General features: G+C 64.5%; 20 protein-coding genes. 6 read left to right on the top strand and 14 right to left on the bottom strand.

All coding sequences use genetic code 11. From position 1 onward, the window contains the following. Window positions 1–53: 53 nt before the first annotated feature. Window positions 54–1,274 (bottom strand): DNA cytosine methyltransferase, encoded by a 1,221-nt coding sequence (locus tag ACSQ2B_RS26295; protein ID WP_436054377.1) that lies wholly within the window; start codon window positions 1,272–1,274, stop codon window positions 54–56. A 102-nt stretch (window positions 1,275–1,376) separates the two neighbouring features. Between ACSQ2B_RS26295 and ACSQ2B_RS26300 the strand changes: the two genes are divergently transcribed. From ACSQ2B_RS26300 to ACSQ2B_RS26320, 5 genes are all read left to right on the top strand, one after another. Continuing rightward, window positions 1,377–1,589 carry a helix-turn-helix domain-containing protein gene (locus ACSQ2B_RS26300; RefSeq protein ID WP_436054397.1) on the top strand — a complete coding sequence of 71 codons (213 nt, stop codon included), beginning with the start codon at window positions 1,377–1,379 and terminating at the stop codon, window positions 1,587–1,589. Next, window positions 1,582–2,685, top strand: a complete 1,104-nt coding sequence (locus ACSQ2B_RS26305; RefSeq protein ID WP_436054378.1) for a restriction endonuclease, SacI family — start codon at window positions 1,582–1,584, stop codon at window positions 2,683–2,685. The genes ACSQ2B_RS26300 and ACSQ2B_RS26305 overlap by 8 nt, the downstream gene beginning before the upstream one ends. Window positions 2,686–2,722: 37 nt before the next feature. Further along, window positions 2,723–4,408 (top strand): DUF262 domain-containing protein, encoded by a 1,686-nt coding sequence (locus tag ACSQ2B_RS26310; RefSeq protein WP_436054379.1) that lies wholly within the window; start codon window positions 2,723–2,725, stop codon window positions 4,406–4,408. Between the two features lie 177 nt (window positions 4,409–4,585). Further along, window positions 4,586–6,307: an AAA family ATPase gene (locus tag ACSQ2B_RS26315; RefSeq protein WP_436054380.1), complete on the top strand. Its 1,722-nt coding sequence runs from the start codon at window positions 4,586–4,588 to the stop codon at window positions 6,305–6,307. Then, on the top strand, window positions 6,307–7,137 hold the full coding sequence (locus tag ACSQ2B_RS26320) for a hypothetical protein (RefSeq protein ID WP_436054381.1): 831 nt from the start codon (window positions 6,307–6,309) through the stop codon (window positions 7,135–7,137). The genes ACSQ2B_RS26315 and ACSQ2B_RS26320 overlap by 1 nt, the downstream gene beginning before the upstream one ends. A 106-nt stretch (window positions 7,138–7,243) precedes the next feature. Here ACSQ2B_RS26320 and ACSQ2B_RS26325 read toward each other — a convergent pair whose 3' ends face one another. The 5 genes from ACSQ2B_RS26325 to mobQ form a co-directional block, all read right to left on the bottom strand. Further along, a complete protein-coding gene (locus tag ACSQ2B_RS26325) occupies window positions 7,244–8,686 on the bottom strand; it encodes a UvrD-helicase domain-containing protein (protein ID WP_436054382.1) in 1,443 nt (480 codons plus the stop codon). Further along, window positions 8,679–10,427 carry an ATP-dependent nuclease gene (locus tag ACSQ2B_RS26330; protein WP_436054383.1) on the bottom strand — a complete coding sequence of 583 codons (1,749 nt, stop codon included), beginning with the start codon at window positions 10,425–10,427 and terminating at the stop codon, window positions 8,679–8,681. The genes ACSQ2B_RS26325 and ACSQ2B_RS26330 overlap by 8 nt, the downstream gene beginning before the upstream one ends. 232 nt (window positions 10,428–10,659) lie before the next feature. After that, the gene (trbB, locus tag ACSQ2B_RS26335) at window positions 10,660–11,619 is read right to left on the bottom strand and encodes a P-type conjugative transfer ATPase TrbB (protein WP_436054384.1); all 960 of its coding nucleotides are present in this window, start codon (window positions 11,617–11,619) and stop codon (window positions 10,660–10,662) included. Window positions 11,620–11,675: 56 nt separating this feature from the next. Then, window positions 11,676–13,637, bottom strand: a complete 1,962-nt coding sequence (locus ACSQ2B_RS26340; protein ID WP_436054385.1) for a type IV secretory system conjugative DNA transfer family protein — start codon at window positions 13,635–13,637, stop codon at window positions 11,676–11,678. A gap of 9 nt (window positions 13,638–13,646) precedes the next feature. Further along, window positions 13,647–15,143: a MobQ family relaxase gene (gene mobQ / locus ACSQ2B_RS26345; protein ID WP_436054386.1), complete on the bottom strand. Its 1,497-nt coding sequence runs from the start codon at window positions 15,141–15,143 to the stop codon at window positions 13,647–13,649. 259 nt (window positions 15,144–15,402) lie between these two features. Here mobQ and ACSQ2B_RS26350 point away from each other — a divergent pair, with 259 nt between their 5' ends. Beyond that, window positions 15,403–16,101: a hypothetical protein gene (locus ACSQ2B_RS26350; RefSeq protein WP_436054387.1), complete on the top strand. Its 699-nt coding sequence runs from the start codon at window positions 15,403–15,405 to the stop codon at window positions 16,099–16,101. Here ACSQ2B_RS26350 and ACSQ2B_RS26355 read toward each other — a convergent pair. The 8 genes from ACSQ2B_RS26355 to ACSQ2B_RS26390 all read right to left on the bottom strand — a co-directional run. Next, the gene (locus ACSQ2B_RS26355; protein ID WP_436054388.1) at window positions 16,098–16,820 is read right to left on the bottom strand and encodes a cell wall hydrolase; all 723 of its coding nucleotides are present in this window, start codon (window positions 16,818–16,820) and stop codon (window positions 16,098–16,100) included. The genes ACSQ2B_RS26350 and ACSQ2B_RS26355 overlap by 4 nt on opposite strands. A gap of 131 nt (window positions 16,821–16,951) precedes the next feature. Further along, window positions 16,952–17,503, bottom strand: a complete 552-nt coding sequence (locus ACSQ2B_RS26360; RefSeq protein ID WP_436054389.1) for a S26 family signal peptidase — start codon at window positions 17,501–17,503, stop codon at window positions 16,952–16,954. 1,040 nt (window positions 17,504–18,543) lie between these two features. Further along, window positions 18,544–19,512, bottom strand: a complete 969-nt coding sequence (locus tag ACSQ2B_RS26365; protein WP_436054390.1) for a replication initiator protein A — start codon at window positions 19,510–19,512, stop codon at window positions 18,544–18,546. 72 nt (window positions 19,513–19,584) lie between these two features. Continuing rightward, complete coding sequence (locus ACSQ2B_RS26370) at window positions 19,585–20,022, bottom strand: hypothetical protein (protein ID WP_436054391.1); 438 nt, start codon at window positions 20,020–20,022, stop codon at window positions 19,585–19,587. Beyond that, window positions 20,022–20,795: a ParA family protein gene (locus ACSQ2B_RS26375; RefSeq protein ID WP_436054392.1), complete on the bottom strand. Its 774-nt coding sequence runs from the start codon at window positions 20,793–20,795 to the stop codon at window positions 20,022–20,024. The genes ACSQ2B_RS26370 and ACSQ2B_RS26375 overlap by 1 nt, the downstream gene beginning before the upstream one ends. 437 nt (window positions 20,796–21,232) lie before the next feature. After that, on the bottom strand, window positions 21,233–21,601 hold the full coding sequence (locus ACSQ2B_RS26380) for a single-stranded DNA-binding protein (protein WP_436054393.1): 369 nt from the start codon (window positions 21,599–21,601) through the stop codon (window positions 21,233–21,235). A gap of 961 nt (window positions 21,602–22,562) precedes the next feature. Then, window positions 22,563–23,465 (bottom strand): DUF2493 domain-containing protein, encoded by a 903-nt coding sequence (locus ACSQ2B_RS26385; RefSeq protein ID WP_436054394.1) that lies wholly within the window; start codon window positions 23,463–23,465, stop codon window positions 22,563–22,565. Between the two features lie 296 nt (window positions 23,466–23,761). Beyond that, a partial coding sequence (locus ACSQ2B_RS26390; protein ID WP_436054395.1) for a hypothetical protein occupies window positions 23,762–23,964 on the bottom strand: 203 nt, incomplete at its 5' end.

Raw genomic sequence — 23,964 nt, forward strand, 5'->3', positions numbered from 1 at the left:
TCGCGGGTGACCACGGGGCGTACGCGGCTCTCCGGTCCAATTGCTTCGACAAGCTACGCCGCACGCGCGAGCCTTAGCCTCGCCCCGTTGCCCTTGCCTTCTCCGGGATGATCGGCGTGGTCCGCGACCAGAGGGTGGAACTTCTTGGGAACGGTCCTTACACGCTCGGGAATAGGCGGCGCTCCTCGATCCGCTGGCAGGAGCTTTAGTGGCGAGTTCGTGCGCGGGCGCCTGAGCAGCTGGGTCGCGATCTCTCGTGCCAGGACCTCCGCCAGAAGCGAAGGCACCGCGTTCCCGAGCATCCGTTGTACGTCATTGCGGCCGCGGTCGAATTGCAGACCATCAGGGAAAGTTTGGAGCCGGCAAAGCTCGTCAGCGGCCAACCGGCGGCTAGTCCAATGAAATGGTCCGGTGGCCGAGCCTGGTTGCGCCTGGATGGTCCAGGACGGCCGATCCTTCGCCAACTTGAGCAAGAAGTTCCAATATCGTGTGCGCCAGCCGAAGAGCGGTATGCCCCCGCCACGGTTGGTATGCCAGAGATAGTTCTCCCCCTCGGGCACCGACGGCAGGAGTTCGGCCCACTTACCGCCCATCCGGAGATCCGGATCTTTCCGCTGTTGAGGAAGATCGCCTAGCGCATCCCACGCGGTGCGAAATGGCTTTCCATGACGCGCTTCGGGCCCGTGCGTCGCGGCGGGAAATTTGAACTCCGTTCCGTCTCGGGCGGCGACGATGAACACCCTCTCGCGAATTTGTGGCACGCCATACGCGGCAGCGCTGAGGACCTGCCATCGAGGCCTGTAGCGCGCGCCTGTAGCCTTGTTGATCTCTTCCACCCCGTCGAGGATGCGGCCAAGCCCCTCGTCCTTGCCGCGGTATGCTAGCCCCGAGACGTTCTCGAGCAGGAACGCCTTGGGTTGCGCATCCCTCAAGACCCGAAGATAGGCGGTAAGGGTGTCTGCTCGAGGATCTGCCAACCGCTTCGCGTCACCCGTGGCCCAATAGCCGGATTTGGAAAATGGCTGGCATGGCGGGCCGCCTATCAGCACGTCGGCATCGCCGACGCCTAGCCCGGCCACACTCAAAATCTCATCGGAGCTGACGGAGTGAATGTCCCCTTCGATGACCCTCCAATTGCGATTCAGCCGGAGCGTGCTGCAGCAAGCGGAATCACGCTCAAGCGCCACAGCAGTCTGGAATCCGGCCGCCTCGAACCCGAAATCGAGTCCTCCGACTCCCGTGTATAGGCTAATCAGCTTTGGCATGGGCGGCATGGTGACTGATTCTAGGCTCTACATCAGGCGTGATCACGAGCTTCGCCGTCGCGGATTGTATTGTCAATACAAGACGTGATTGTCGTTCGCCTGAAGGAGATGATGACCGCCTATCAAGCCCGCACCGGCGAGCACCTGAGCTATGCCCAATTGGCGCAGCGCGCCGGGATAAGCAAGGCGGCGGTGGAATCCGCTGCGAGCCGGCCCGGATACAACCTTAGCCTCGCGGTTGTGGAAAGATTATGCCGGGCGCTCCAATGCACGCCCGGCGACCTGCTCACGCTCGAGCCACCTGGAGGGCCAACCGGTGAGTGAGGGCAAGGTTGTCGTCGACAGGCGGCTCGCTCGCGCAATGCTCTATGAGGAGGCGGCGAAAGCGGCTGCCGGATACGTCGAGCAGACCTGGGTGGCGCCTATTGAGGCGATCTCGGAGGCCGCGGAGCACGCTAACCGTACCCACATCGCGTTCCTGGGGACGGCCATCTTGGCCAAGTGCGTGAACACCGCCATCGACGTCTTCGCCGTCAAGGAGGAGGCCAGCTCGACAGCCTACTCAGCACGCGGGCTCTGCCACCAGGTGCTCGTTCCGAACGCGCCCGAACTCGATATAAACCTCGGCGTAACCGGACGTGAGCCGCTCAACAACCAGCCTTATTTTCGGATCCTGCGGATGTCGCGCGACATTCCTGCCCGCACGACGGCGAAGCCCGTCGTCACCCTTCTCTGCGACTTCCTTGATCGACTCCAGAACGCCAGCGAGGCCGAGGCGAGGCAGGCCCTTCGCGCGTTCATAATTGTGCGCCGCCGCTTCGGCCCCCGCTACTCAACCAAGCTCGACGGTTTCACGAGATTGCTCGCACCCGACCAGCTCGCGAATCGGATCTCCGCGTTCGTGCAAGCGAACTCCGAAGGCGGGCGTCGTGCGCAAGCAGCCGCAGCCGGCCTCATGGACATCGTTACCGACTCGCAGAGAGTGGATGTGCGCCGAGTGAACGATCCTTCGCGCTCAGTGCCTGGCGACGTTAACGTCAGGGCTGTGGGCGGCGGCGGTTGGGCGCGCATTTTTGAGGTTCGCGACAAGCCGATCACACGGGAGGACCTGTACGTCCTTATCCGAAAATGTCAGGAAACCAGCGTGACCGAGGCGGTCATGGTGGCGACCGCTCCAGCTCAGCCCCCTGTACCCGTTGAGGAGGCCCAGCGTTGGGCCGCCGAGCGCGGCGTCAATCTCACCGCATTCTTCGATTGGCGAAGCCTCGTGCGGCAGGCCCTGCTATGGGCCGAGCCATCATCCTTCGCCGCCGCGGGTCTCGCACCTGCTCGAATCGAGCGCCGGCTCATCGAGCTGGAGGTCGCCGAAGCCTCCGTCGCGCAATGGGCGGCGGAGTTCGCGTCCAGCCCTCCCCCCTGACATCCCGCACCTCAACCAATGCTCCGAGCCTTTCATTATGAACATCAGGCCATACGACACATCCATTCGGTCGCTGTTCCAGTCCTCGTTCCTGAAGATCCCGCGGTTCCAACGCCCATACTCCTGGGACAAGGGTAACCTCGAGGAGTTCTGGTCCGACATTACCAATGCGGACCGTGAGGGCTACTTCATCGGCTCGATGGTCATGTACGGCGCCAGGGGCAGCCAGGACCTGTTTGTCGTCGACGGTCAACAGCGCCTCACGACGATCACTATCATGCTCTCAGCTATCCGCGACGAGCTGAACGAGAGAGGATTTGAAGCACAGGCCCGCGGGATTCAAAACGTCATCGAGAGGCAGGACATCAATGCCGAACAGCGTTTCGTGCTCCTGACAGAGACCTCGTATCCATACTTCCAGGAATACGTGCAGAAGCTCGGCAAGCCAGAGATCCGCCTGACACCGACCGAGGAGGAACGCGGCATCCAATCCGCGTACAAATTTGCGCGCGACCAACTCGCATCGCTTATACTCGGGATCGAGCGGGAGAACCCCGAGGACCCAGAGGCAGTCAAGTCAATACTCAAAGCAAGGCTAGAGAGAACTCGGGATATCCTTCTCGGAATCGAACTCATCGTCGTCCAGCTCGACAACGAGTCAGATGCTTATGTGGTATTCGAGACGCTCAACACGCGCGGAAAGGATCTGGAGCCGAAGGACCTGGTCAAGAACCTTGTAGCCAAGCTCATGCCACCAAGCCGCGGCATAGACGTCGCAAGCCTTAAGTGGTCAAGCGTCCTCGACAGCCTCGCAAGATCAGCTACGACAATCGGTCCGTCGACGTACCTTCACCACTTCTGGCTCTCTCGCCACGAGTACACGCCCGAGCGTACGCTGTTTGACGCAATCAAGAAAAAGGTTGCTGATGCCGCGTACGCATCAGAGTTCCTCGACCAGCTCGTCACGGATGTTGAGACCTACCGACGCATCTTCGAGCCTGACAATTTCGCCTGGGCTAAGGAGGAGCTGCGCCTCCTCAAGTCGCTGCTCGCCCTCGCTTTATTCCGCATCCGTCAGCCGACACCTTTTGTCTTAGCTCTGCTTCGCGCCTACCTAGCGAAGGAGATCTCGCTCAAGCAAGCCGGCGACGCGCTAGCCGCAATCGAGCGGTTTCACTTCCTCCATACAGCGATTGCCGGCCTCTCATCCTCGGGCGGCGTATCTATGATGTATGCTGCTGCCGCCCGCGAACTGACCTCCGAGGGGGATGCCCAGAAGCGAGCCCGTCACCTCCAAGAATTCAAGGCTAAGCTGACCGGCCGTACACCTGACCGGGACGTTTTCAACGCCGGAATCAATGACCTCCGCTACAGTCAAGCGGAGACTCGCAATCGGCCGCTTATCCGCTACATTCTCGAAAGGGTGGACTTGTCCGGCAAAAATGGAGTTGCCGTAGACTATGACGCTATGACTATTGAGCACATAGCTCCGCAAAATCCAGTCGGAGCGAGCCCGGTTGAGGGTTATGCATCGCTCGGGAACCTCCTGCTCGTCTCCGAGGACCTGAATACCAAGCTTAAGAACAAGGAATTCGGAGAGAAGAAGGAGATTTTACTGAAGTCTGGAGTTGTGCTGGACCCAATCCTCGCGGACGCCACCGACTGGGGTAAGGAGCAAATCGCGTCACGTACCTCCCACTTAGCCAACCTGGTTTATGCCTAGTCCGGGCGGATGGAGCCCGACGAAGGGTTTCTCGACGGGGCCTGGCACGATCTGACGGCCACCTTCAGCGCGGTGACCGCCACCAGACTGGCTTCCCTAAGCCGGCAGGAAGCTTAACAATCCTCTAGCGTGAACGTCGCACCAGACTCGCGCTGACGCAGAGCACAGGCGAGCACGATGAAGGTGGTCTACCGCGGGCGGTCGAGCCGGAGGGTGAATCCCGATCCAACGGACGATGGTGACGTGATTGAACTGCTCACCAACAACTGGGATGACTACGGCCACAAGACCACCTTCGTCTCCACCAGTCGAATCCAAGGCCAGATAGTCGAGCTGGGCTCTATCAAGCTGATGATTGAGGATGTGTTCACAACTTCCACCGAACTCGACCATCGATTGAAGGTCGGGTGGGATGGAAGCTTTCCGCTAGAGAATGCCAACTACCTCTCGACTCCGACGGAGATCACCTTCTATCAGCAGATTTCCGAAATCCTTGGCGTGGAGATCGCGCGTTCCGTAGCCCTCCAGTTGAGGGACGCCAGTCTGCTCATTCACGAAACTCAGGATCCCTCCGCGACTGGATTGATGAGTTCGTCGACGTTCAAGAAGTCGCTCCAGCGCGAGCGCGGCGAGCAGAAGACGTTCCTGGATGGCTGGAAAATCTTCGCCCGCCAGCAGATGGCCGTGCTGGACCTGGGCTTCCGGTTCGAGGACGTGTTCGGCCAAATCTCCACTCTAGGCCTCAAATTTCAGTCCGAAGGTCCCCTGCCCCACGACGTCAATGTCCTGATTGGCACCAACGGGGCCGGGAAATCTCAGATCCTCCATCAGATCGTTCGGGATTGGGTCAAGGACGGGGATCGGCGCGGCAAGACCGGTTTCGCTGAGAAGCCGAACCTCAGCCAGATGGTGGTAGTCTCCTACAGCCCGTTCGAGAAATTTCCGGTCGACCTGTCCGAAACCAAGCTCCAGGACAAGTCTATCTATCGATATTTCGGTTTCCGAGCTCCACGGCAGGACCTAGACGGTCGTCGAAGGATTGTCCTGACCCACGACGCGCCAAAGCGTGACGCCGCCGCATCGCTGCTGGATTGCCTAACCGACGACCAGCGGTATCGAAGCTTCCCTGGCTGGACGCAGAAGCTGAAAACCGCTGAGCAGGTCCTGCGGTCCGCGTTCGCGTTCGATGTCGCCGCCGTGCGGATCAAAATCGGCAAGGAACTCGAGCGCTACACAGATGATCTTCTGACTGACAACGGTATGATCAACATCGCTGACGGTGCCTACGCCGGCAGATACTTGCCGATCGCCTCGGCCGACGTTCCCCATCTGAAGGCGGACGCGGTCCAGACCGATATGTTGGCCACGCACGGCGTCACCTTCTTCAAGGACGGCATGCCGGTTGAGCTGAGTTCCGGCCAACGCCTCTTCTCCTTCATTGTCATCAACATCCTTGGCGCGATCAGGCGGGACAGCCTAGTGCTCATCGATGAGCCCGAACTGTTCCTTCATCCGGCGCTTGAGATCCGCTTCATCGGGATGCTCAAACAGATCCTGGACCGCTTCAACTCAAAGGCACTGGTCGCGACCCATTCAGAAGTCACAGTGCGAGAAGTCCCGAGCGCCTGCGTCCACGTGCTCGAACGCACCACTGACGGCTTGGTGGTGCGCAAGCCGCCCTTCCAGACGTTCGGCGGCGACGTGCAGCGGATCAGTTCGTACGTCTTCGGCGACAGCGCGACGTCCAAGCCGTTCGAAGGATGGATTCGGGAGCAGTTGGAGGAGCACCGCGGAGCTGACGCCCTGATCGAGGCGCTTGGCGAGGACATCAATGAGGAACTGGTGATCCAGATCCGTGGCCTGGACCGCCTTCGCCGCGATGAAGACGTCCTGTGGTGATGTCTCTGGACCTGCCCGAGGATTGCGGCCTCGACCTGGTGGACGCCGTCGTCGCAGAGCGCCAGAACGGGCCGAACGCGGCTCTCTTCACGGGCTGGGCGGCGGAATGGCGCGACCGCGTCCAAGCCTATCTCGATCACGGGGGATCCCCAGAGCACGTGCCGGTCTGGCTGGACGTCATGGTTCACAAGGGGAAATTTCACAACCTCTACAACAGCGCCGATCCCGAATCAGCGCACGGCGAGGTTCTCGCCCGGCTGCGAGAACACGACTTGACGCTCTGTCCCGCCTGCGGCGAACCTGGGCGGCCCAACACCCTCGACCACTATTTGCCAAAGGGCCGCTACCCCCATTTCTCGCTCACGCCGGCGAACCTGTTTCCTATGTGTGACGCGTGCCAGGCCAAGAAGCTGGAAAAGACTGGCGACTCTGCCGAGCCACGCTACTTCTTGCACCCGTATTTCGATACATTCATCAAGGCTCAGATCCTCAAGATGAAGATCGACCCTCCCTTCGATAAACCAATGTTCTACTTGGCACCCTTCGGCCTGGCGGAGAGGGAAGCTGCTCTGGTCGCCTCCCACTTGCGCGAGCTTCACATCCCGGGCCGCTTCCTTAAGTTCTTTACTGACGAACACCGCCGCCTTCTGCGGAACGTCTCGCGCATGCGGGCGAAGAATCAGGACGTTGCCGCGACACTGGAAAGCTTCAGCTTCGACGCCGCGGATCCTACGCCGAACAGTTGGCAGCATCTCTTTTACGACGCCGTGATCACAAACTCGGACCTCATGCATTATCTGATGACCGCCGACCTCCCCCCCTATCTATGAGGCTGGATTGCTCCCATTGGGGCTGGATGATCGCTGGGGCGTGGATTGGTTCCAGGGCGCCGGTTGATAAAATCGAAAGGCCAAAGGGTAGGCGGCCGCGCAGTCGTCACTCGCCGCCGAATGTCAGGGTCTGACGCGGCGAAAGCACCTTCACGGTGAGGCTGGCGCGCGTGAGGGCCACGTACCAGTCCCTGTGGTTCATGTTGGGCGAGTGGACGATCACCGCGTGCTCAAACTCGAGGCCCTTGACCAGCAGGGTGCTGCCAACGCTGCGTATCGCGATGCGCCGGCCGGCGTGACGCAACCGGTTCTGCACCTGCCAGAGCGCGTCCTGGAGGCATTGGACGTCGCCGGCGACCAGCATGGTAAGGGCCGAGCGCATGGCCAAGAACATCTCGCGGCGGAAGACATGGGTGTCCGACCGGCCCGCAAAGCCATCGAAGAGGTCCAGAACGGCCAAAATGCCGCCAGGACGGCCGACGGCGAGCCCGAACTCAATGAGTTCACCGAACTGGGCCGCGCCCAACCGGCCGCCAGCGGCCCGAGACGCCACGGCCTTCACGTAAGCCGCCTGAGTGAGGCCGGTCATACACGCGCTGAGGAAGTTGAGGGCGGCCGCCAGGCGTCGGTCGTCCGAAGCATTCTCCAGAGCCGCGGCAGAGCGGAACAACTGTTTGCAGTCGACGGGCTCGATATTGGAAAAACCCCGCTTGGCCAGCACCTTTGCGATCTGGGCCCGCGTGCCTTCGTTTTTTGGGTCGGCGATGACGACGAGTCGGCCTTCCTGCCTCATGGCGTTCAGGCAGGCGGAGACGATCCTCTGCTGACGGGGCCCAGGCTGGTCGGGTAGCCATTCCCACGAGATAGGGCCGCCACGTAGATCAAGGGCGCGCGCCGCCTCGAGAGTGGCGCGCGCGGACGCGAGCCATGCGGCGAGTTCCGGGTTCCCTGCGTTGATCCAGCGGTGCGGCGTGTTCAGGCGGCCAACGACCGGGAAGCTTGGGAAGACGTCGGTGTCCCAGCGCACCGGCGTCTGGTCGCCAAAATCGAAGATCGCCTGCAAGTTGTCGCCGAAGACGCATATTGGTAGGCGCGACGCGAGGGCGACCACCACGGCGTGCTGGTCGAGCCCACAATCCTGGTACTCGTCCACGAAGACTCCACAGTAGGAGGCGCGAAGTACCCGGTCGACGGCGCCGCTGAGGACCAGGCGGGTCGCCGCCGCATAGACCGCTTTCCAGTCTGCCGAAGTCTTTGGCTCGCCGATCACGAACACGGAGGTCACGGGAAAGGCCAAGACATAGCGCAGGCACCAACCCGCCAGCGTCTCCAGATGATAGAGCGTCGCGGGGGTCTTTAGGCGCTTGAGCCGCAGCCGGAGCGCATCCACGCCGGCGTGGGTGTGGGTGAGGATCAGCCTGCGGCCGCCGGACAGCTTGGTGGCGCGTGCAATCTCCTCGGTCTTGCCACATCCAGCTGCGGCGATCACGCAGCCAGCGCGGGCGGCGGCGACCTGGGCTGTCAGATCGTCGCCGGTGCCGTCACCCATCGACCCACTGCCGGACAGTCGACAGGCTGATACCGAGCGGCGTCTCGGCGATCCGGCCGAGCACCGGGTGGATAACGCCGGCAATGGTTTCGGCACGGGCGATGTCCTTGAACCAAGCCTTGTCCTTCGTCTTCGCTGCCCTACCGAGAATGCGGCGGAATTCCTCGGTCTCAATTGACGCGGGAAAGGCCGTCGACGTGAGTTTCGCGATCCCCTCCGGTAAGGCGGCGTTGATCGTGTGGAGGATCCGGTCTGGCCCTTCGAAGGAAACGGCGAGGTCCACCAGCTCACGCACCTTGGACCAGGGCAAATCGAGGAATATCCTCTGTTCCGTGGAGCAGGCACCGGGCCAGATCACCACTTCGCACCCCTGCGACCGCAGATCCGCGATCGTCACCGCGTCTGGGGGTTCATCCGAATCCAACAGCACCAGAACCTCGTAACCTAGCTCCCGCAGATGGCGCGCGAAGGTGGGGGCGGAAGGAACACCGCCCCCATTGACCGCGACGACGCCCTGGCAGGCGAAAGATTCGGACCCGGTGGCCGACCAGAGGTCGTCCAGGCCACGGGCCAGCCCACACTCAGTTTTCCCCTCCCCCACCAGGATCCGCGGGGCCAGAAAAGCCTCCGGGTTGGCCCGCAGATGCCGCTGCGCCTCATGGAGGGTCTCGGCCGTGCCGGCGATGTCGCCTACGCTCACGCGGCCACCGTTCCGGCGCACAGCGCGCAGGTCGCCGGCACCAAGTTCGCGGATCACGACCGGCGAGTGGCTGGTCATGAACACCTGCGGCGGGAAGATCGACGCGGCCTCGCCAGCCGCCTCGTCGTCGCCGAGCGGGGCGTTGCGCAAATGTCGGAGCAGGCGGGCAATACGATGCGGCTCGAGCCCGTGCTCGATCTCGTCGATCAGGGCGATGTGCGGACCGCCGGTGTTGTGCTGCAGCCCCGACACCACCAAGCGTGACGAACCGGTGCCGAGCGTGCGGAGCGGCAGCGGGCCGTCGTGCAGGGCCACGCCACCGCTGGTCACCAGTACCCCTTGGATGTCCAGCTCGGCCGCGTAGCCGTCGCGTACAGCGACGGAGAATTGCTGGCTGAGCCTCTCCGCACGGGCGGCCGCCGGCCCGAACACCGTACGGTCGCCAGCCCGAAACGCGTCTCGCGCGGCGCGGCCCGCGGCCGCGAGCTGGGCGTTCATGTTGGCGCGGTCGCCGATCCGGTGCAGCACCGACGCCCGCCCCCAGCTCAGGTGCCGGTCGGCGTAGGGTCCGAGGCGCGTGGTGGCCAGTTGCCGCGCATCGAGCCACCTCAGGGTCGGCGGATCCTCGTCCGGGGCGAGCCGCTCGTGGAAAATTGACCAGCGCGCCTCGAGGGAGTCCGGCTCCAGGGTTGCCCGCACGGAGAGCGCTTCCTCACCCCCGCCGGGCTCGTCGACAATCGTGTCACGCTCGGCGTCCCAGCTCCTCATGTGCAACCCATAGCGGGCGTCCGAGCAAAAGGTGTCGGGCAGGCCTGCGAGCGTGACAGTGATCGTCGCGGCTACCATAAGGTCGAGACCGTGGAAGTCCGTGTCCTCGCAAACAAAGTTTGGCCGCGGGTTGAGCGCGAGTTCGATGGCGTCGAGCACCGTCGTCTTGCCGGCGTCGCCCGGACCGATCAGACAGTTCAGGCCCGGCGCCGGCGCCCAATCCAGGCACCCAATGCCGCGGAAGTTCCGAATCTCGATGTGAACAATGCGCATCCGAGCCCCCTGCGGCCAAGCTTAGCGCTTCAAACTGCAAAGCCGCTCCAAAATTGCACCCCCTCAGCGCCTTGGCGCGCATTGCGATGGCCATCAGCTTCCAGGCCGCCCGCACCGCCGGCGGCATGCTCTCGATGCGCATGAAGACCCCACCTCGCTCCCCGAAACCCGGAATCGTCCCGCGAGACGCGGAAAAGCCAAAGCCTCCCCTTCCCGCCCCTCGTGGCCGTCGTCAGTGGCGGATGGCCTCCAACTGGTAGGCCTCGCCCTCTCGGCCGACCAGGCGGCTCACGTCGCGCACCCGCCGCCCCGTCGGCGTACGCTCGATGTAGATCACCACGTTGATCGACTGGGTGATCGCCCGATAGGGGATCCGCTCGGAGACCTCGCCGATCAGATCCTCGAGGCGAGTCAGCCCCTCGGCCGCGCTGTTGGCGTGGATTGTCGCCAGCCCGCCGGGATGTCCGGTGTTCCAGGCCTTGAGAAGATCCAGCGCTGAGCCGTCGCGCACCTCGCCGATGATGATGCGGTCGGGTCGCAGGCGCAGCGTGTCGCGCACAAGGTCGGTCATGGTGACAGGCGGATCAGTCCGCTTTGTCAGCATCTGGATCTTGTCCATTGCCGAGCATTGAAGCTCGGCTGTGTCTTCGATCAGCACGACGCGATCGTTCGCGAACGCCGGCTCCGCAAGGATCGCGTTGGCCAGCGTCGTCTTCCCGGACCCGGTGCCGCCGACGATCAGGATGTTGTCGTGGGCCTCGGCCGCACGGCGGATGATCGCCGCCTGGTCCTCGCTCATGATCCCCTGCCGGGTGTAGTCCGCCAGGGTGAAGACCACCTCGGGCCGCTTGCGGATCGCGAAGGCCGGACTGGAGACCACGGGCATGAAGGCGCCCTGGAAGCGCTCTCCGGTCTCGGGAAGCGTGGCGCTCACTCGGGGCCGGTCGCGCGTGACGACCTCGCCTACGTGGTCGGCCAGGAGGCGGAGGATGCGATCGGCGTCGGCGCTGTCCAGCATGTGGCCGGTGAAGGAGCGCCCCTCCCCTATCCGGTCGACCCAGATCCGGCCGTCCGGATTGACCATCACCTCGACGACCATGCGGTCGGCGAGCGCGCTGGCGATGATTGGGCCCATCGCCTGCTTGAGGGCAGCGACCTTTCGGTTCTGGGTGGCGAAGTGGTGTTGCGGCATGGGGGTGTCCGTCAGGAGTTGGAGGCCAGGCGGGCGGAGGCGGCGAAAGCCGTCCCTCAGGCCGGGCCCGGCAGGGAATCGTCGTCGTCGCGCTGCAGGGTTTCGATCGGCTCGATCGCGCTGTTGGCGTCGCCGTCTTCGGCCGGGGTGATCGGTTCAACAAACTGGGGCGGCGGTGGCGGCGGCGCCGCTATGACAGCTCGAACGCGAGCCCAATCGATCACAGGGCGCCCGGGCAGGTCCGCCTCGCCCGGCCGCTGCTTGTAGACGGCGGGCTTCCCATGGAAGTAATCGCCCGTCTTGTCCTTGAAGAACGGCTCCTCGTAGTAGCGGATCTTGTCCGCAAGGATCGGCTTCGTGTTGTTCACGAATATGAACTGCTTGCGGTCGTCCAGCTCACGCACGTCCTCTTCCGAGAGGATGTACCGCTGCTGCTCCGACTGCGACATCGAGCGATGCGAATTGCCGAGGATCGTTCGGGGATCGCTGTAGCTGGCGCGCATTTCGAGGGACTTGCCGGCGCGCCGGATGACCTTCTCGATGCTGTTCGGCTCGGACGTCGCGAAGGTGGCGGTGATGTGCATGTTGTCGAAGAGCGGCGTGCGATCGCCGTACTTCGAGAACACGTCGTTGAAACTCTGGCAGACCAGGTGGGCGGTGATGCCGTAGCCGGCCATTTCGCCCATCGCGTTCTCGAGGAAGGGCAGGCTCCCGAGCTTCGGGAATTCGTCCAGCATGAGCAGCAGGCGATGGAGCTTCGTGCGGCCTCGGCTGTCGACGTGCTCGCTCTCCATGAGGCTGTTGATCGTCTGCCGGGTGAACACGCGAACGAGGAAGGCCAGCCGATCGGCGTGGGCCTGCGGCGTGATCATGTAGAAGCTGACGGGCGCCTCCGAGCACACCAGGTCGCCGATCATGAAGTCGGACCAGCTCGTGGCGTACTCGACCAAGGGGTCGGCCCACAGCGTCAGCGAAGCCCGGCACGTGGCGAGCACGCTCGATCGCACCTTGGGCTCCATGGTCTCGAACGCCCGGGCGCCGAGCAGCACCTCCGGATGGATCTCCGGGATGGGCTTGCCGTCCTCTCCCTTCGCCAGTCCGTCAGCCGCGTGGAAGTCCGGCCGGTGGCGATGATAGGTGTTCTTCATCGCGTGCAGGGTGGCTTCGATGTTGATCAGCAGCCGCCGCACGTGGGCGATGTTCTTCTGTTCGGCCGGCGCGCTGTAGAGAACGTGCAGGATCACGGCCGTGAAGAAGTCCGTCGCGCTCTGATCCCAGAAGCTGAGGTCGCCCGCCTTGCGGCCGAGCGGGTCGACGAGGATACCCACGACGTTCTGGATGTCTGCGATCTCCATCGGCCCCTGGCGGACCTCGAACAGCGGGTTCCAGCGGACCGTGTTCGGGTCCGTCGGGGCGAAATAGAAGACGTGGCTGAACTTCTGCCGATGGTCGGCGGTGATGTGCCAGAGCTCGCCCTTGCGGTCGTAGATGAACGCGCTCTGCGTCCAGCAGACCAAGGTCGGGATCACGTGCCCCGCCCCCTTCCCGCTCCGCGAGGCGCCGACGATGATCGCGTGCTCGACACCGTTGTAGGTCAGGTATCGGCCCGCGAAGCGGCCGAACACCCGCCCTGTCACGGCCGGCCCTTCCTGCAGCAGTTTCGCCTTGGCGACGTCTTTGAGCGTCGCCCAGCTCCCGGCCCCAAACTCCGGCGCCTCGCGCACCGGAGGCCGCTTGCTCAGGCCGATCCAGAGCATGGCGGGTACGAACATCAGGAGCAGAGGCAGGCCGGCCGCCAGGTCGAACTGTTGGCGATAGAGCGGCTGGAATTTCGCGTACCAGCCGAGGAAGCTCCAAGGCGCGTAGAGCCGCGTCCGGCCCACGTCCAAGAGCCCGCCCCCGAACTCGTGTGGGTAATGGAAGAGGTGGGCGACGAACTGCGTCGAGATCGCCAATGCGACGACGATGCCAAGCGCAGTGACAGGCAGAATGGTCTTGGCTTTCGAGGCGGCCGTCATCGCGGGCTCCTATCGGCTTATTCCAAGGTTCTGGGTGATGCTGCGGCCGACGCCGCGATTGATCCGGTCGATCGCGGCGGCGCGCTCCTGGGCGGGAAACTGCTGCAGCACCGCGCGGGTCGGCTGACCGACGTCGCGCATGAACCGCGTCGCGTCCGGTGAGCTGCGCGGGACGCGTAATGAAGAGATCCCCAGCTCGTGCGCCACGCGAAGATCGTTGTACGTGCGGGTCGCGGTCGCGATCCGCTTGTCCATGCGCTTGATCTTGCGCTCGAGCGTCCGCTTTTCGCGCGTCACGTCGACGGCCTTTTCCAGCGCCGGCTGGCGGCGCGCGACGATGTAGGCCTGGCCCTTTTCGGACCTCGCCCACGCCTGACGCACGGTGAGCACCGCCTCGGCGCGCTTGAGCTCCTGACGAGCCTTGGCGATGGCGTTCAGCTCGGCGTGCTTGGCCCAGATCATACGCGCCGGATTGCGGATCCACTGGACGAGCTGCAGCCGCTTTGAACGCGTCTCTTTCACCCGCTCTTGGATCGCCAGGAAACGGGCCCGCGCGCGGTTCCGCGCCGCCACCGCGCCCGAGGTGAGCTCACGCTCAATCTGCCGGGCAGTGGGGACCGGCGGCGCCTTCAGCCCCTCCTTTTCCGCCTTCCAGCTGTCGCGCTCGGACATCATGTCGGCACGCAAACTCCGCGCGCCTTCGATCAGCTTTTCGACCGTCACTTCGACGCGCGGGCGCGCCGCGGCGACCCGGTCGATGGTCTCGTCGAGCGCGGTCTGAACCTCATGAGCCTTGGTGTTCCGCGCCTTCACATCGCGATTGTGCTCGCCGCGTTCGGACGCGATCTGCTTGCGTTCCAACGCCGTCGCCGTCGGCCCCAGATGCACCGTCGGCGCGCGGTCGAGCCCTTGGTCGGCGAGGCTCAAATGCGAGACTTGCGGAGCGTTGGGGCCGAGGTGTTCGCGCAGATGTTTGTTCTGCACTTCGGCCCACGAGGACCGAAGCCGCGGCACAAAGCTGGCGTGGTGCCAGTCGCGATTCTTCTTACCCAGACCCTCGGGCCCGACCTCGCGCGTCGTGACCAGGACGTGGGCGTGAAAATTGCGCTGATCGCCCTCCTTTCCGGGCCGGTGCATGGCCACGTCGGCGATCATGCCGTGGGCGACCAGGTGCTCTTTCACCCATTCGCGCACCAGCTCACGGCGCTGCGCGAAGCTGAGCTCATGGGGCAGCGAGAGCAGGATCTCCTGCGCCGGTACGGCGTCCTTCCGCCGCTCCGCCGCCTCGACCGCGTTCCACAGGACCTCTCGGTTCGAGTACGCCGCCGGCGCGCCCTGCGGCGTGATGATCTCCGCGTGCTCGATGCCGTCCTTGGCGGAGAAATCGAACTCCATCGCCAGGCGCTCGTCGATGAGGTGGTCGCCGGCGCGATAGGCGGCGGCCGCCACGGCCGAACGACCGAGGCCGCGTTGGATCGTCTGAACGGCGAGGCGGTACTGCGCCACGTCACCCTCTCCTGGCCGGCGCCGCCGGCGGGATCGCTAAGGGCTCCGCCCTTGGCTTCAAGCACCAGGCCGCGGCCGGCCGTTCGGGGGCTTGAAGGGTGTCGGGCGTCGCCTGACCGCAGTCGTTGGTGGGCGTAGCCCAACCAATGGGGAACTGCGCCATTGTCCGTAATTCTAGTTTACCGACTGTGGACCATGGATTCCCGTCATGGTAGCGAAAACCATCCAGGGGCGGGCAATTCTGGTCTCGGAGCGCGACATGGCGACGATCGAGAAGCTGACTGAGAAGCGCAAAAGGAACACCCGGCGTTCGAAGTACCGCCCGCGCACAGAGGCCCAGAAGCAGCGACGAAAGGAGCTGTGGGCCGCCCGCGAGGAGGAGCGGAAGCTTGGTCGCCGGCTCTCCGAAGAGGACCTCCTCCGCGATCGGCTGATCGAGCTTGAGCAGGCCCTGCGCGATCAGGGACAATCCGGCGTCCATGCAAAGCGGCACACGAAACCGCTTGAGGACATTGCCGACGATGCGCAGCGGTTCGCTGTGCTGAAGGCCCGTGTCGAGCGGCTGGAAGCGCTCTGGGCCGTCAACCAGCGCAAGCGGGAGACGCGCGGCAAGATCATCATTGGCGGCGCTCTGCTGGCAGAGGTGGCCGACTTCTTCACCGAGGATCGCGAGGATCTTCTGGAGCGCCTGGTCGACCTTCTCGACCGGCGCGTCGATCGGGTTCGCGACCGTCTCACCGTCCGCGAACTCCTCGGCAACATCCCGCTGCCCTTGCGCCAGGGCGGCGACCTTGAGGAAGGCGTCGAAGCCGCCCTCCAGGCTGCCGGAGATGATCTGCCGGACTTCGACGCGATGGCGCAAAGCGCCATGGCCGATGACCAGGACGACGAGCTGCGGCCGAGCGAAATCGACCCCGATTACGCCGACCTCGATGACAGCTGGCGGCCTCAACTTTAATCCAGCCGGTCGCTGGTGCGGCCGTCGGTCAGCACAAAGATCCCCCGCACTGGATCAGCGGACCGAGGGGCCGGAATGACGGGTGACGGAGCCTTGTCCGCATTAGGAGGGAGCGGCGTCAGAAGGTTCTCTGCATCGTCGGTCGTCGCTTGCTGCCGGCCGCCGCTGACCGAGCTGACCGCCCGGACTTCCCCGACGAACATCGAGACCGCCGGAGTGCTATTGGCGGCTGTTCGGACGCCAGCGCCCGGCCGCCCTCGCCGCCCCGTCTCCGCATAGAAGGTGTGCGCGCCGATCGTCGCCGATGGGACAGCCCCGCCGAAGTTCGTCAGGCCCCGCGAAACGGCCCCGGCAGCCTCTCGCTGGGCCACGATCGTCGCGTTCTGGAAATAGCGCGCGCCGTTCGTCAGGTCGGGCAAACGACCCTCCAGCGCCAGGTTGAGGATGGTGTCGATCCGGGCGCGTTGGGCATCGCTGACCGGGCGAAGATTGCGCCAGGTTCCGCCAACCCGAAGCACTGGCTCAAACTGAGCTGGCGCATTCAGAACGCTGTCGACGCTGGATCCCCAACGCCCATCCTGCAGCCGGTTCAGGATGGTGTAGACGACACCCGCAAGCCCGCTGTCGCCCTGGTTTGCGGCTTCTGCATAGGCCACCCGAGCGATGCCGTCGCGAGCCTCAGCTGACGCGACCCGGGCTGCCAAGCCCGCCCCGGTCATAGGGCTCCCCGGCCGGGCTGAGGAGAGGACGGCCGACGTGCGGGCCGGACAGGTCACACCCGCCGGAAGTGGATCCGCCGAGGCGTTCCGGCTGAGCAACAGGCACAGGCTCGCAAGGGCTGCGGGATCCATCACAGCGCTCCAGGACGGCCAGGAAGGGTGAAGACCGGCCGGAACACGCCGACCACCTCAGGTGCGCGCAGAGGGCCGTAATACCGGCTGTCGAAGCTGTTCGGGATGCGATCGGAGAAGACGAAAAACTCGTCCTCCGCGAGACGCCTGCACCCGATCCAACGGGGCAGTTCGCCGCCATATCGATCGTGCGCATAGACCGGTCCGGCACGCCGGTCGTTGATCCGCAACTCGCCGTTCAGGGTGCACACTCTGTCACCCGCCGCGGCCCCGATCTGCTTCAGGATCGGGATGCGGTGAAGGTAGTCCATCCGACGCTCGGCATAGGGGAAAACCGAGGCCGGCGCCTTGAACGCGATCACCCGGCCGAGGCGGGGCGTCTCAGGCGTCCGGACGTAGAGGCCCTGGGGTTCGCTATCGCTGGCGTTCCAGAGGACTGAAGGGTGCGGCGCCAACACCGCAACAGCAGCCGCAACCGCAACCGGCGCTGTCGACCACACGAGAATCCGAAAGCGACGACGCCGGCTGTTCGGCGATGGACTGGACGACATGCCCCGCTCGAGGTTTGGGTGAACGCCCCTCCCCCGGCTGAAGCTCAAGAACGCGCCGGGGAGGAGGTGCGATTTGCATGAAATTGCACATCAACCCGCGGCCAAACACAACCCTAAATGCGCGTCGCGACAGACACTCGCTAAGCGTGACTGTTGCACAAAATCGGCCAGCATCCGCCGCTGCTCACGTTCACATCGCCGCTCAGTCGGCGGTCAACGGCGTCACAACCATCCCAGGCGCACCCGCTTTGGTCGCCGCCTCAGATTCGGCGGAGATCCTCGAACCGATCTTGCCGGGTGAGGAGGTCCAGCGCATCCCGCCTTGCAACGCAGATCCATGCTGGTCGATCGCCGCTTGTCCAACGAGCTCGGACCAAAGGGCCCTCTCCTTGGCCCTTTGGATCGAGCGGCCCCTCAACGGCGCATTAGGAGTCTCGTTATTGAGAAGGTTAGGACAGTTAAGCTGCAAAATGCCGCCCGAAAGCCTCACCTAGCCAATGGCTTCGACGTAGACCGGGTGGGCGATAACCCGTCATCCGGTGTGTGATCCCCCGCACTTGTCGCGGGCGATCCCCCGAAGCTGAAGCGTGTGTTCCCCCGTCACCATCCACAGGCGGCAAGCCGTCCGCGCGGTGGGTGAAACCCCGACGAGGTGACGATATTGCGGTGTGTGAAACCCCGAAACGCGAGCGTGAGGGACGGTGGGCGATCCCCCGCAGCGTTTGCCCGGTGGGCGATCCCCCGACGGTGAAGTCCAGCACCTGGTGCACGCGCCGCCCGCTGGCCATCCGGTGGGGTTTTTGGCCCCGAAAGCCCCTCAGACGCTGACTTGACCGTCCTTGGAATGAGGGACCGCCCCGATCGTCACCAACTTCCAGGCGCGATCGCGGAAATTAACCGGATCTTAAGGACGAGGAGGTTGGGAGGAGAGTCTCGGGTGGGCGAAACCCCGTGCCTCAAGCGGTACAAGGGCGCCTTACATGTCCCTCACAAGCCATTGTATTATAGCCATTTTAGCAGGCTGGGTGTGTGATAGACCGTTAGCTGTCGGCGGAGGAGGCGCGGCGTCTGAAAATCAGCTCGGGAACGCCATCAACCTCGGCGGCTCGGGCGTCTTCACGAGCCCGGCGCGTCCTTTGGGCCGTCTCCGCCTCAAGCTCCGCTCGGAATTTGGCCCGTTCAGCCGCAGTTCGCCGGACAAAGTGGACGGCGGAAGAATTGTCACCGGTCGTCGTGAAAGCCAGGTCGTATTCGGGCAGATCGTTCGCTTCCACGATCTTCCGCAGCATGCGCGCGAATTCCTTCGGCGCGCTATCCGACCCCGACTTCTCGTGAAGTAAGGAGACGCGGCAGGTCCATCCCTGCTCCTGGTCGCCGGCATGTTTACGTGCGATCCGGTACAGCGCCCGTTCCAAACCGCCGGAAAGCTGGAAGTAATCGGGATGCATCGTGAGCACCGATTTCTCGTTGATGATCCCCTCGTAGACCCAGTTCGACAGCGTGATCTTCAAGGCGATCGGCTTTTCGGTCACCGGGTCGACCTCGACGCTCCATGAATCAAGCCAGCTAAACCGGCTGTCGCGTCCTCGCTTCGCTCGGATCGATGTGAAAATCGTCGTGGTGGTCAGCCGGTCGAGCGCCGCCTTGAGTTCAACATAGCCTTTTCCGCCGGTGTCGCGCTGGATCGATCGCAGCAGGTCGTACGCCGTCGTCTTCAGCTCACGAGGCAGGTCATTGCGCCCCTCCGCCTTGAGGCGGTTCAAGGCGCTCGCCGCCCAGATCAGGATGTCGCCGTCCCAGATCGTCGCCATTCCATAGGCCGGCACGGCCTCGACCTTCACCCGGACCTCGCCGTCGGCGCTGGCGTATTCGATCGGCTTCAGGCGCTTGCGCTTTTGAAGGCTGAAGAACGGCCGCTCCATCGTCTCCCGCTGATCTTTCAGCGGGAGGTCGCGCATCAACGGGATGAACAGGTCGAACTGGCGGGCGGACGGCTTAGGTGGGGACATGCGCCCTCCCCTCCCCGCCAATCCGGCTCGCACGCGGCTCACCAACTTCGCAGCGGACGCGCGCGCCAGACATCAAGACCGGCCTTTGGGGGTGTCGGAGGCCGCTTGAGCCTCCATCGCGTCCATGGCCCGCTCCAGCACCTCCCACGCCGGCACGCTGGCGTCCTTCACGAGCTGACGCCAGCGCAAGACGACCGGAACCGGCGCCAATAGATTCAGCTGCGCCCGCTCGCTTTCGGGATAGCGGTCCTCGATGCCGAGGAGCTCTTGCAGGCTAACGCGGCGCTTACGGCCCTTTTCCGCGGCCTGCGCGGGCTTTGCGGCCGCTCGACCGCGCGGCGCAGGCCCTGGCTTTGCGGCGCGGCGGGTGAAACCCGCATCTTGAGCGACCTCCGTGGCCGCCTCAGCCGCCGCACGGTCGATTTGGCGGGGTTTCGGAGCGAAGGCCGACAGGTCGACGTCGTTCGTCTCGGCCGCAGCGGCGAAACCGAAAGGATCTTCCTTTGCCATCAGGCAGCCCTCGTTTGTTCGTCAGCGGCGGCCTTCAGGATTGAGAGGACCTCCGACACATACTCGGCGGCGTTTCGCCGTGCGCTCTCCAAGCCGTTGATCGCCGTGTCCGGGAGCTCCCCCATCGTCGAGTCGAGCTTGAACAGCCCCCTATAGGCCGGGCGCTCGCGGAGTGTGGTCTTCATCAGCGCAAGGCCGTTCTCCACGAGACTCCGCCGGATTTCCCGCTCGTCACGGGTCATCACGCCGCCGGCCCGGGTGAGCAGGATCCGATAGTTCACCGGCCTGCCGGACCGCTTCGACACGCGCTGTAGGACCTGCACCGTCCGAGACACTTGCTTTGCGTCCAGGGCGGACGGCGCGAACGGAATGATCACCAGGTCGGCTTGCGAGGCGACATCGGTCAACCATTCGTTCGGGCTGCCCTCGGGGTCCGCGATGACGAAATGAGCCCAGGACGAAGCGCCTTCGATCCAGTCGAACACCCCTTCCTGATCGTCATCGTGAACAACGGCCAGCCGGCCGCCGTTCGCATCCGTGACGGCGCTTTTCTCAATCAGATCGCAGGCTTCAGCCGGAGACTTGACCCGCGACCTCGACGTTTCCAGCGACGGCATGTTGCGCGCTTGAGCCCAGTTCATCAGCGGCCGGTTTGGATCGCCCTCGAGCAGAACCACCTTTGCCCGGTGATTGACGAGCTCGCCCGCCAGGACAAGGGCCGCGGTCGTTTTACCGCTCCCCCCCTTGGTGTTTGCGAAGAGGACTAAGGCCATGGCGCTCTCCGTGCGTGTGCGTCTAGACGTCCGGAGCAGATGACATCCGGATGGTAAAGACTTCCTGAATGACAAGACTTGCGGTGGGTCCGGACGTCCTGTGGCTCCGGCGCACAGGACGTCCGGAGCCAACGGTATTCCGGATTCGCAAGATGTCTAGCCCCGCTTGTTCTCCGGCCCGCCTAGCACTCCGGAAAGCTAGCCACTCCGTCGCGCCTAGCAGCACTAGCCCGCCTAGCATACCTAGGGTCACTTTCCGGTCTAGTGGGTCTAGTAGGTCTAGACCCACTAGCTTCCAGGCCGAGGGCCGTCCGTGTAGCTCACCACAGCACCGGAAAAGGCTAGCCGGATTCGGTGCTCGGCCACGCTCGCACTCCAGCCAGCCGTCGCGGGCGAGGGGAGGGCGCCCGACCTTTCGGGACGGGCGCCGGGCCGCGTTAGTCCTCGTCGCGGTCCGCGTTGTCGCCTGGACGATCCAGGGACTTCACCTCGTGCGCGGCCGTAGTGACCACCACCTTCGAGAAGTAGCGCTCGACGCCCTGGTTGTCGGTGAAGCGGTCGTGGCGGATCTCGCCCTCGATGAAGACCTTGGAGCCCTTCGCAAGCCCGCGCGTGTCGAGCCATGTGACGGTGCTCGGGCTCCAGATCTCGACCGAGTGCCAGGTCGTGTAGTCCTGCCGCTCGCCGTTCTTCTTGGTGTAGCGGCTGGTGGCCACCCGGAGCGTTGCGACCTTCTTGCCACCCGCCGTCGTGCGGATTTCGGGCTCCGCGCCGGTGAAACCGATGAGTTGGACCTTGTTGAGCATCGTCTTTCTCCATCTGCCGCCGGGAGAGGCCCCGGCGGCTCGCGGTCCCGCCGCGATCACGAGACCGTCCTGGGCGGGGGAGAGGGGAGGGGCCAAAGCCCGAGGTCGACGGAAACCGGCCTGCAGCGCAGCGAAGGTCGGAGGGTCCGGCGAGTTCGCCTCGCTCGCGAGGTCGGCTTTGACCACGACCGCCCCGCCCTAGGTTCACGTGATGGATCGCGCCAGACCGCCGACCGACGGGATCGACCTGCGCAATGGTGATGACGGCGCCTCGGCGGCTCCAGATCAAGGTTTCGCCGGCGCGACGTCCGCGTCCCGCATCCGCAACGGTCGCAAGATCGACAGTCTCGGGTCCGCTGGCGCGGAACGAAAGAACAGCAAAGCAAGTCACCCTGGAGATCGGTCGAGATCAGGACCTGTGCAGGGCAATGGCCTGCCTCTCCGAGACGGCCCCGACGGGTCCACGAGGGGAAGAGGGGTTGGGGTCAGCCCCGACCGCTTCACCGGCAGCCGGAGCAGCGAGCGGGCAGATCGAGCGCTTGGTCACCACACGGCAGGGGACAAGGCGGTCACGGTGAGACCAGGAATACGGGGACCGTGACGAGCACCATTATGGTCCGGCGCCGGCCCCCCAAGGGCGGGCACGCCTCCGCGGACCCGCGCACTTGGCCGCCAGCGAACAGCACAGGAACGAAATCCAACAGGTGGGAGGGTTCGCGCTCCGTCCTCACACGACCTTGGGGTTGGTGATTCGTTCGCGCGGCCGCAGCGCGGCCGCGCAAATTTTGCCCTCAGCCGAATTCGCAAGGGGAGGGCGCAGCTTGCTCCGCACTCTCGACGCTGTGGTCGGCTTGTAAGTGACAGCTGCAGCGTCGAGGCAAAAACCACCGGCGCTGAAGGCGCTCATTTCCCGCCCGACCAGCAGGGAGGGAAGGGCGGCCCGTCGGGCCGCCCATTGGCCCTAAGGCCGTGCTTTCACAGGGAAGTGGCGCACGCCCTTCTCGGCCGCTTTCTGACCGAGGTTCAGCGCCGGGCCGAAAGGCTGCAAGCTCGCGCCCCGCTCAGTGTTGAGCGTGTTCGCCAGGGTCAGAACGCAAACCGGTTCAAGGTCCATCAGTTGGTCGTTGGCACGGAACGGAGCTGCCCGGCCGTTCTTGTCGAAATCAGCCTTGGCCAGCACAAGCGTAACCTTCTTCTGCTGCGCCCACTTGATCGCGATCTTCTCGCCGCCCTTCGCCCCGGTTGTCGCCAGCGCCATCTCGGGCCATTGCTGGTGCGCCCAGTTCAGGGCGTCAAAGATGCGCTGCGCGTCGTCCGCCGTGTCAGCCTGTGGCGCCGCCCGGAAGGCCACAATCGTTGCGCCCGGATCCGTCGCCGCGTGCTTCCGCGCCTTGGCTGCACGAAGGGCGTCGCGCGCCTCCATCTGCGCCGCCGTGGCGCGGGAGGCCCGAACCGTGCCCTTCCAGGCGGTCCAGACGTCGCCGGTCGCCGAGGTGTAGGCCTGCGCTGCGGCGTCGCGGATCGCCTCGACCGCGACAACCGCCATGTCCGCCGCGCGGGTCTTGGCGATCGCCTGCTGCAATTCAACGTCTGCGATCTCGCTTCCGTCGTTGTCGCGCACAAGGCGGTTGATGTCGTCGCGCTGATTGTCGGCATCGCGGTCAATCCGCTGGGCGGCGGAATGAAAGGCGCCAATCAACGCCTCGCAAATGAGCGTCCGGAAGTCCTCAAGCTGGGTGTCGCTCAAAACGTCGATCACCTCTGTCATCAGGGCATGGCCGAGCTGCTCAAGCTGAGCCTCGGGAGGTTGCTCGCGGCCGTCGTCGAAAGCGGTCGGAAGGGGAGAGAAGGAGGGCTGGAACATTTCAGGAAATCCCACGGGCTAATGGTCGGGTCAGGGCCCCCGCCCTGACCCCTGCCCGTCGGCGAGACTGGGGGTAGCAAGTGGGGCGCGGCCGGAGGGGAGGGGTATCTCCCGGCCTGCACGACCAAAGGGAGGAAGGTTGGGGAAACCCCTCCGGCCGGTCGGAGCGGAGCGGAGACTTCACGCCCCGCGCGCGAGGGGCTACGCCCCTTAGGGAGGCGACTAGAAAAGCCGCGGCTGCAGAGCAGCCGCGTCCTCCTTTGGTCGACCTCTTCCGCAAATCCGCTCCGCGCGGCTCAGAAACGGTGCTCGCGCCAGCTGCGCGCCAGCGCCCGGGCTTCACTGCGCGTCCGAGCCTCGCCGATCCACTCGCCACAGAAGCGGGCGACGTAACGCCGAGCCCGGTAGCCGCAATATTCCGGGCGGACATTGAAACGCCGGTCGAGCCCCTCGGCAGGCTCCCGCCCGGGTTCGTGAGGGGTGTCCAAGGGCGCGCCCA

The sequence above is a fragment of the Phenylobacterium sp. LjRoot225 genome (genome assembly GCF_964252855.1).
Taxonomy (GTDB): Bacteria; Pseudomonadota; Alphaproteobacteria; order Caulobacterales; family Caulobacteraceae; genus Phenylobacterium.